The organism is Streptomyces sp. NPDC001406 (genome assembly GCF_042895285.1).
GTDB lineage: Bacteria > Actinomycetota > Actinomycetes > Streptomycetales > Streptomycetaceae > Streptomyces.
Genome location: NZ_JBIAWG010000028.1, coordinates 48764 through 56608 on the forward strand (window position 1 = coordinate 48764; position 7845 = coordinate 56608).

Below are 7845 nucleotides of genomic sequence, written 5' to 3' on the forward strand. Positions count from 1 at the left end.
AGAGCGCCTCGACCTGTCCCAGAGGGCCGCTCGATCCGCCGAGCGACGTCCGAGTGGCCTTCAAATGGCCTGCCAGCAGCGGTAGTCGGCGCGGTAGTCGGCACGTTGGTTATCGATGGCAGGAAATCTGTCAGCACTAGACAGCGGCTGTTCGCGTCCCTACGCTGAGGCGGTATGAGAATCCTCTTTGCCGGCGCCGGTAACTTCGGCCACGTCTATCCCCTCCTGCCGTTGGCGAAGGCCGCCCGGGCTGCGGGCCACGAGGTCTCCTTCGCCACGGGTGAGCAGTTGCACCCCGCCGTGGTGACGGCCGGCCTCGAGCCGGTGGCCGCGGGCCGGTCGGTGCCCGAGGCGTTCATGGAAGCAGTCAGCTCTCGAGCCGACCTCGCGGGAGCGGGCGAGCTCGGAGCCCAGGACGTGCCGCCGGAGGTGCTGGCGGACCTGCATGTGCAGGTGTTCGGCTCCGTGCTGCCGCGCTGGGTGGCCGCCGACCTGGCCACCGCCCTGGAGCGGCTGCGGCCCGACCTCGTCGTCTACGAGGCGCTGAACCCCGGTGCCGCCTTCGCCGCCGCGCTCGCGGGTGTGCCTGCCGTCGCGCACGGCGTCGGTGTGATGGCGCTGGGCCCGGAGGAGGAGCGCATCGGCCAGGAGCTGCTCGCCACCGCAGGCGACCTCGGCGTGGACGTGCCCTTCGGCCAGCTGCTGGCCCTGTCCCGCAGCTACATCGACATCGTCCCGCCGTCCATCCAGGACCCGGGCTTCCTGGCCGCGCCGCTGCCCCGCATCGAGCAGCGCACGGTCGCCTACTCCGAGCCGGGCGAACTGCCCGAGCGGATCCGCGAGTCGGGCAAGCCGTTCGTCTACCTCACCCTGGGCACCGCGCTCGGCTCGCCCGAGGTGCTGCGTACGGTCCTGAAGGGGCTGCTGCCGCTGGACGTGCCGGTGCTGGTGGCGGCCGGGCCCGTCGTGCCGGTCGAGGAACTGGGCGAGCTGCCCGAGCGCGTGGTGGCCGTGCCGTGGGTGGCACAGCCGGAGGCGCTCAAGCACGCGTCGGTGGTCGTGCAGCACGGCGGCGCCGGCACCACGCTGGCGACGCTCGCGGCCGGACTGCCGCAGCTGGTCCTGCCGCAGGGCGCCGACGGCCCGGCCAACGGGAAGGCAGTCGCCGCCGCGGGCGCGGGCGAGGTCGTCCTCGCCGCGGACCAGTCGCCCGAGGCGGTCACCGAGGCCACCCGTCGCCTGCTCGCCGAGGAGGGCTACCGGGTCGCCGCCCGCAAGGTCGCCGCGGAGATCGCCGCGATGCCCGACCCGGCCGAGAACGTCACCAAGCTCGTCGAACTGGCCGGCTGAAGCCGAATTGGTCGGCTGAAGCCGAACTGGCAGGCCGGCTGCAGCTGAACTGGCCGGCTGAACCCGCCGGGACCGGCCCGCACCGGTCCCGGCCACCGACCGGTCCCCTCGGGCCACCGGGGGACCAACGGCCCCGGTGCGCGCGCCGATTCCCCCGCGGCGTGCGCACCGGCGTCGCTCCTGCCCCGGTCCGGGGCCGGGAGCTGCGAAAACCTCCTTGCGCCTGCGTCGTGGGTGACCACAATCGGGGCGTGCACATCCTGTCGTTCCCCGAAGAAGCCACTCCCTCCGAGCTGCGTGCGCAGGTACGGGAGATCCAGGAGCAGGCGTGGCCGTCGCCGCCCGGCGCGGCGGCTCCGCCCGACGCACCGGCCCACGATCCCGCGCTGCGGCCGCTGTCGATGCTGCTCGTGGCCGACGGGACGGTGGTGGCTGCGCTGGACATCCTGTCCAAGGAGATCGTCCACGCGGGCGGGCGCTATGCCGCCGGGGGACTGAGCACCGTGGTGACGCGGCGCGAGACCCGTGGCCGCGGACACGGCCGCCGTCTGGTGGCGGCGGCCCGGGAGACGATGGTCGAGCGGAAGCTGGACCTGGGGCTGTTCACCTGCGACAGCCCGCTCCAGGCGTTCTACGAGAGTGCGGGCTGGGCGGTCCTCCCCGGAGCGGTACTGATCGGCGGAACACCCGAGTCCCCGTTCCCCAGCGACCGCCCCGGCTTCGACAAGGTGACCATGGCCGCCTTCTTCTCACCCGAGGCCCGCCGGGCGGAGGCGCTGTTCCGCGACAGCCGTATCGAGCTGTATCCCGGGGAGATCGACAAGCTCTGGTGAGGTCCGCCGGGAGCCGGCCGCCTGCGACGGAGAGGCCCCGCCCATCCGCCACGGGGGAGACGTGATCGTTGGCAGAATTCAGGCGATCGCCGCACCGGGTACGGGTACGTACCCGTACCCTTGGAGGGTGGAGAGGAGCGCGATGATGTCCGATGCCAATGTCCGTATCCCCGAGGAGGCCCGGGACCGGCTGGCCGCCATAGCGGCAGCCGAGGGCTTGTCGCTGCGCGCCTACCTGGCCCGGCTCGCTGAAACCCTGCTCACCCCCGCTGAACGGGCCGAGCGGGCCGAGCAGGCTCGCGCGGCGTTGAAGGAGTGGACCGGCTACGCACCCAGTCCGGCTGAGGAGCGGGACCTCGACAGCGAGCTGGACCGTCGGCTGGCCCAGGCAGCTGCCCGGTGAGCGACGCGACGCACATCGTCCTGGACGACACCGCGATGGCCGCAGCCGGCCAGGGCAATGTCCTTGCCTCCCGGTTGATCCACCGTGCCCACGAGGAGAGCGGCTGGTACCTCTACGCCCCGGCCTGCGCGCTCGTCGAAGCCGATCGTGCCCGGCCCGGTACCGCAGAGCACCTTGCCGCTCTTCCGGCCATCACCGTTCTGGACCTGGACCTGCCTGCGGCCCTGGCGGTGGCCCGGCAGAACACCTGGGCCGCCGCGCACTGCCAGTACGCCGCTCAGCCCACCCCGGACCGTCCTGACGGGGCGATCATCGCCACGACCGCCCCCGACCGTTGGATCGGCGAGCCCGTCCGCGTGCTGGATCTCAATGCGTGAAGGCCCTGACGGCCGTCCCGCCCCGTGACTCCCTTGCCAAGGCCATCGGCGCGCGGGGGGATCGGTCGATCACCCAGCGTCTGGACATGATCGAACGAGTCCTGTTCGCCCTTGCCCGTACGCAGGACATCAACCCGGACGCCCTCTGAGCCTGCCCGTAGTTGTGTGCGTACTGGTCAGCCCCTGGCCAGTGGCCACAGCGGTGGCGAATGCGTGGCGTGAGGAGGGTGGTTGCGCGCTGGTTGAGCTGGGCCAGGAGCTGGTGGGCGAGGGCGAGCTCGTCGTCGGCCAGGGCGTCGGCGGGCCTGTCCGTGCCCGGCTGCCGGCCGACGCCGGACGTGGGCAGCGGGGCGCGGGTGGGTGGAGCGAGCCGCTCCCAGACGGTGTTGTCGGTGTAGGCGAAGGCGGCGGACCCCGTTCGCGTGACCCGGCGTCGGCCGTTACCCGACCACCGCCGCCCGCGCCCCCCTCACCGCCGCCCGCGGCAAGAGGTCGTCGACCGGGGTCCAGGGGTGGGAGTGGGACAGGGCGCGGAGGGTGGTGCGGAGTTCGGCCGCGAGGCGGACGGCGTCGGAGCGGTGCAGTGCCGAGGTGGCGAAGTCCAGGGCCAGCAGCGGGCGTTCGCGCCAGCGCAGCACCGTCAGGGCCGCGTCGGCGGTGGCGCCGCCCAGGTGGCCGTGGTGGAAGCGGGCCGTCAGGCCGCCGGCCCGCACGCTCGCGGGCAGCAGCTCGTCGTGGGCCGCGAACGTCACCCGGGTCGGTGCCGACGGCCGGGACGGGGTCTCGGGCAGCCCGAGTTCGCGCGTCAGCCAGGCGGCGTCGACCTCGGCGTAGGCGAGGGCCTCGCTGAAGGCGCAGGCCAGGCCCCGCAGGAAGTAGTCGGTCGTGGGTTCCACCTCGCAGCGCACCGGCAGGGTCGCCGTGCAGGGCGCCACGGTGCGCAGCAGCGCGGCCGTGGGCCGCAGCGGCATCTCCGTGCCGACCAGCAGCCGGTCGACCCCGGCCCGCCGGCCCAGGGTCAGCACCCAGGCGGCCAGTACGACGGTGCTGTGCGGCACACCGGCCCGCCGGGCGGCCGCGTCCACCGCGTCGCGCAGGTCCTCGTCGATCCCGAACGACAGCCGCTCACCACGGAAGTCGAAGTCGCCCGGAAGACGTCCGACGGTTGTCGGTGTCGCCTCCGGCGGTACGTCGCGCAGTTGTCCGGCGCGTTCGGCCGTCAGGGCCCGCAGCGCGCCCGAGCGGCGCAGTGACTCCGCGCGCCGGGCCACCGGGTCCGGGCCGGGCGCGACCGTACGGGCCGGTGAGCGGCCGGCGGACGTGCGGCCGTAGTCGTCCAGCAGTTCCTGCCAGACCAGCGCCGCGGACCAGGCGTCTGCCACGGCCTCGTGGTGGAGGAAGGACAGCAGGCGGCGGCCGGACCCGAGCGGGGTCAGGACGAATGCCAGTGGGGGGTGGCCCGGACGGCCCGCCAGGTTCTGTACGTCCGCTGCGAGGCGCGTGTGTACGGCGGCCACCGCGTCCTGCCCCGGGCGGGGCAGCACCCGCTCCAGCGTGACCAGCGGTATCGGGCAGTCGGCGAGCACCCGGCGCACCGGACCCGTGGCGGACGGCGTGAACACGGTCCGCAGCCCCTCGTGCCGGGCGCCGAGCGCGTCCAGCGCCGTACGCAGCGCATCTGGTTTGAAGGGGCCGGAGAGCTCCGCGCTCAGCACGCGGTACGCCGCCCGGGCCGGTCGGCCCGGCGTGAGTGCCGTGCGCTGCTGCGGCAGCACCGGACCCTGCCACGGTCCCGGTCGCCGCTCGGGGCAGACGGCCGCTGCCGGCACCGCCAGGGCCAGCACCTCGGCGAGCGGGGCGGGGCCCAGCAGGAGCGCCAGGTCCAGGGAGAAGCGCAGCTGTTCTTCGGCGCGCGCCTGCAGTCGCATCGCCTGCTCAAGGGTGCCGCCCAGCGTGATGAAGGGGGAGCCGGCGGCTTCGGCCGGCAGGGTGCGCGGGTCGTGGCCCATCACGTCGGCAGCCAGGTCGAGCAGTGCCTCCAGGGAAGTCCGCATCGGCATCGGATGGCCCTCTCTGTTGGCCCTCTCTGTGGCGGTCTTGCCGCGATCGTGCCGACCGCACCTCGAAGGCCGCTTGAGCATCCGTGCAGAAAGCCCGCCGAACGCACGGAACTTGCCAAAAGCAGGGACCCTATCATCGCTAGCTAGATTTTCGCCGAAATGCTAACGTGGGGTCATGACCCCCCGAGAGCGCCGCCTTCGCGAGCAGGCCCAACGGCACCGGCTCATCCTTGCCACGGCTCGCGAGATGGCCGAGGCGGAGGGCTGGGACAACGTCACCACACGGCGCCTCGCGGACCGTATCGAATACAGCCAGCCCGTGCTCTACCAGCACTTCAAGAACAAGGACGCCATCATCCACGCGGTGGCGCAGGAAGGGCTCGCCGAACTCGCGGCGGCACTGCGCGCCGCCCGCCTCGGCGTGGCCGACCCTCACGGGGCGCTGCGTGCGGTCGCCCGTGCCTACGCCGACTTCGCCGCCCGGGGGCCGGTCCTCTATCAGGCCATGCTGGTGCTCGAGGCGGGCGCCGCACCCCCGGGCGGCGAACCGACCCCGCAGCCGCTGCTGGAGGTCCTGGGCGAGATCGAGGAGGCGGTCCGGCCCCTCGCCGGCGACCGCGACTCCCACGTCCTGGCGGAGGTCGTCTGGAGTGCCTGGCACGGTCTGGCCACGCTCACCCACGGCGGCCGGCTCGGCCCGGAGGCCACACCCGAGCGGCTGGCCGTCCTGGCCGAGGTGCTGACCGGGCCCGCCGCACAGCTCGCCTGAACTCGGCGGGCTGGCAGGCCGTTGGGCAGGCTCGCTCAATAGGCCCGTTGGGCAGGTTCGTTCGGCAGGTCCGTTCGGTAGGTCCGTTCGGCTCAGACCGAGGTCTTGGCCGGCTCGGGCTCCCCGGACGGCGGCTTGGCCACCGACTCGTTCAGCCGCTTGCCCAGCAGCACGAACAGCAGGATCAGCCCGACGGTGAGCAGGATGTGCCCGAGCCCCGCGATCAGCGGCACGGCCTCCGGGACATGGTCGCCGAGCACGGTCAGGCAGCCGTGGACGCCCATCATGGCCGTGGAGATGGCGATGCCCACGTTGTAGAACCAGAAGAACGAGTTGAACAACCGCGTCCCGGACAGCTGGAACTGCTTGTCCAGGGCCAGCACGATCAGGAAGCCCAGCATGCCCAGAGCCAGCAGATGGGTGTGCATCAGGGCCAGCTGGGTGTCCCCCGTGAAGTCGTTGGCCTTGGTGAATTCCCGGTAGAACAGCCCGGAAATCACTCCCACGATCATGTAGACGTGTGCTGCGTAGTACGACTTCCGCATCGCGGCGCTCGCTCCCTGGGTCGTAAAGGCGTGCCGACTGCCGTCATTCAAGCACCCGGTGACTGCCCATCGGCCGACCACCCGAACCAACTCCAGCACCCGTCATGCGATTCTCGATCGGTCCTGTAGCGGTGCCGTGGACCGGCGAACGCGTTCGGCAGGCCGGACGCGAGACGTGATCGGAGCCGGATCGGAACCCACTTGAGCGGGCGGGACCTACCCCTGTGACGCGTCTACCGTGACGCATGCCCAGGGGGAGGAGGCAGCCATGGACGAACGGCACGCCACTTTGCACGTCCTGCCCCCGCTCGGCGAGCCCGCCCCGCTTCCGCAGCCCCTGGAACCCCCGGAACCGGCCCCCGCTCCCGCCGTCGCGGCGGCACGCCCGGTACGGGTGCACATCGTGGGCGCCGACCCGCTGGCCCGCACCGGCATCCGCGCACTGCTGGAGGGACACCCCGGCATCACCGTCACCGGCGAGAGCGCGCCCGGACCCCAGCTGGGCCTCACGCTGCGCTCACTGCGCCCGCAGGTCCTCGTCGTACACGGTCCGCTGACCGTCGAACAGCGGGCCCGGCTCGCGCAGGACGCGCCGGACGGTCTGCCGGTCCTCGTCGTCGGCGGCGAGGACGAGGACCGCAGCCCGGTGCACGGACACCTGCCCGGCACGACGACGTCGCGGCAGCTCGCCGCCGCGGTCGTGCTGGCCGCGGCCGGCTACACCCTGGTCCCCGCGGAGGGAGGCCGCTCCCCCCGCGCCCGCGTGTCCAGCATCAGCCCCGAGGAGCTGACCCAGCGCGAGTGCGAGGTGCTCGAACTGCTGGCCCGCGGACTGTCCAACGGCGAGATAGCCCGGTCGCTCACCCTCTCCGAGCACACGGTCAAGACCCATGTGCAGAACATGCTGCACAAGCTGCGGCTGCCCAACCGTGTGCACGCGGCCATCTACGCCTTCGAGACCGGGGTACGGCGCCCGGTCTGACCGTACGGCTCCTCCCGGCCCCTCCTGCCCGTGTCCGCGTTGCCACCGTCCAGCGCGGGCCACCCGATGTCGCCGTCACACACAACCGCAGGCTTCATGACCTACTCCTGGACGGGACGACGAGGACGACGGGGCGGCCGGGGGCGAGGCGGCCGGGGCGGCCGGGGCGACGGGGGCGGTGGTGGCACGTCCCGGGCACGAAGGACCAGGACACGGCCGTGCTGCTCGACATCCTGCCCGGACCGGTTCGAGAGTCGCCGGAGAGATGGAAGAGACCCGCAAGAGGTCCACCCGAGGTCCGCAAGAGAGCCACGCGAGACGGGCGCGAGAAACGCAAGAGACGCAGGGCACGGGCCCTGGCAAGGGTTTGCCCAGCTGTTGCCAGGGCCCCTACCGTTGACGGTCCCTAGGGTCCTGGGGGGGGGGGGCCCCCCCCCCCCCCCCCGGGGGGGGGGGGGGGGGGGGCGCCCGCCCCCCCCCCCCCCCCCCCCCCCGCCCGCCCCGCGGGGCCACCAGGCAGACGGTA

The 7845-nt window shown here is 73.0% G+C and carries 9 protein-coding genes; 7 read left to right on the forward strand and 2 right to left on the reverse strand.

All coding sequences use genetic code 11. From position 1 onward, the window contains the following. The first annotated feature begins 174 nt into the window (after positions 1-174). From ACFY1J_RS42995 to ACFY1J_RS43015, 5 genes are all read left to right on the forward strand, one after another. Positions 175-1350 (forward strand): glycosyltransferase, encoded by a 1176-nt coding sequence (locus ACFY1J_RS42995; RefSeq protein ID WP_390713079.1) that lies wholly within the window; start codon positions 175-177, stop codon positions 1348-1350. A 251-nt stretch (positions 1351-1601) separates the two neighbouring features. Next, on the forward strand, positions 1602-2183 hold the full coding sequence (locus tag ACFY1J_RS43000; RefSeq protein ID WP_390713080.1) for a GNAT family N-acetyltransferase: 582 nt from the start codon (positions 1602-1604) through the stop codon (positions 2181-2183). A 145-nt stretch (positions 2184-2328) separates the two neighbouring features. Then, positions 2329-2586 carry a hypothetical protein gene (locus ACFY1J_RS43005; protein ID WP_390713081.1) on the forward strand — a complete coding sequence of 86 codons (258 nt, stop codon included), beginning with the start codon at positions 2329-2331 and terminating at the stop codon, positions 2584-2586. Next, on the forward strand, positions 2583-2963 hold the full coding sequence (locus ACFY1J_RS43010) for a hypothetical protein (RefSeq protein WP_390713082.1): 381 nt from the start codon (positions 2583-2585) through the stop codon (positions 2961-2963). The genes ACFY1J_RS43005 and ACFY1J_RS43010 overlap by 4 nt, the downstream gene beginning before the upstream one ends. Beyond that, positions 2960-3112, forward strand: coding sequence for a hypothetical protein (locus ACFY1J_RS43015; RefSeq protein WP_390713083.1), 153 nt, complete (start codon positions 2960-2962; stop codon positions 3110-3112). The genes ACFY1J_RS43010 and ACFY1J_RS43015 overlap by 4 nt, the downstream gene beginning before the upstream one ends. 291 nt (positions 3113-3403) lie before the next feature. Here the strand turns inward: ACFY1J_RS43015 and ACFY1J_RS43020 are convergent, their stop codons facing one another. Continuing rightward, positions 3404-5023 (reverse strand): condensation domain-containing protein, encoded by a 1620-nt coding sequence (locus ACFY1J_RS43020; RefSeq protein WP_390733116.1) that lies wholly within the window; start codon positions 5021-5023, stop codon positions 3404-3406. Between the two features lie 175 nt (positions 5024-5198). Between ACFY1J_RS43020 and ACFY1J_RS43025 the strand changes: the two genes are divergently transcribed. Beyond that, positions 5199-5792 (forward strand): TetR/AcrR family transcriptional regulator, encoded by a 594-nt coding sequence (locus ACFY1J_RS43025; protein WP_390733117.1) that lies wholly within the window; start codon positions 5199-5201, stop codon positions 5790-5792. Between the two features lie 92 nt (positions 5793-5884). Here the strand turns inward: ACFY1J_RS43025 and ACFY1J_RS43030 are convergent, their stop codons facing one another. Then, positions 5885-6337 carry a DUF2871 domain-containing protein gene (locus ACFY1J_RS43030; RefSeq protein WP_390713086.1) on the reverse strand — a complete coding sequence of 151 codons (453 nt, stop codon included), beginning with the start codon at positions 6335-6337 and terminating at the stop codon, positions 5885-5887. 268 nt (positions 6338-6605) lie between these two features. On the opposite strand from ACFY1J_RS43030, the gene ACFY1J_RS43035 reads away from it, so the two are divergent. Next, positions 6606-7319: a response regulator transcription factor gene (locus tag ACFY1J_RS43035; protein WP_390713087.1), complete on the forward strand. Its 714-nt coding sequence runs from the start codon at positions 6606-6608 to the stop codon at positions 7317-7319. The last annotated feature ends 526 nt before the right edge of the window (positions 7320-7845 follow it).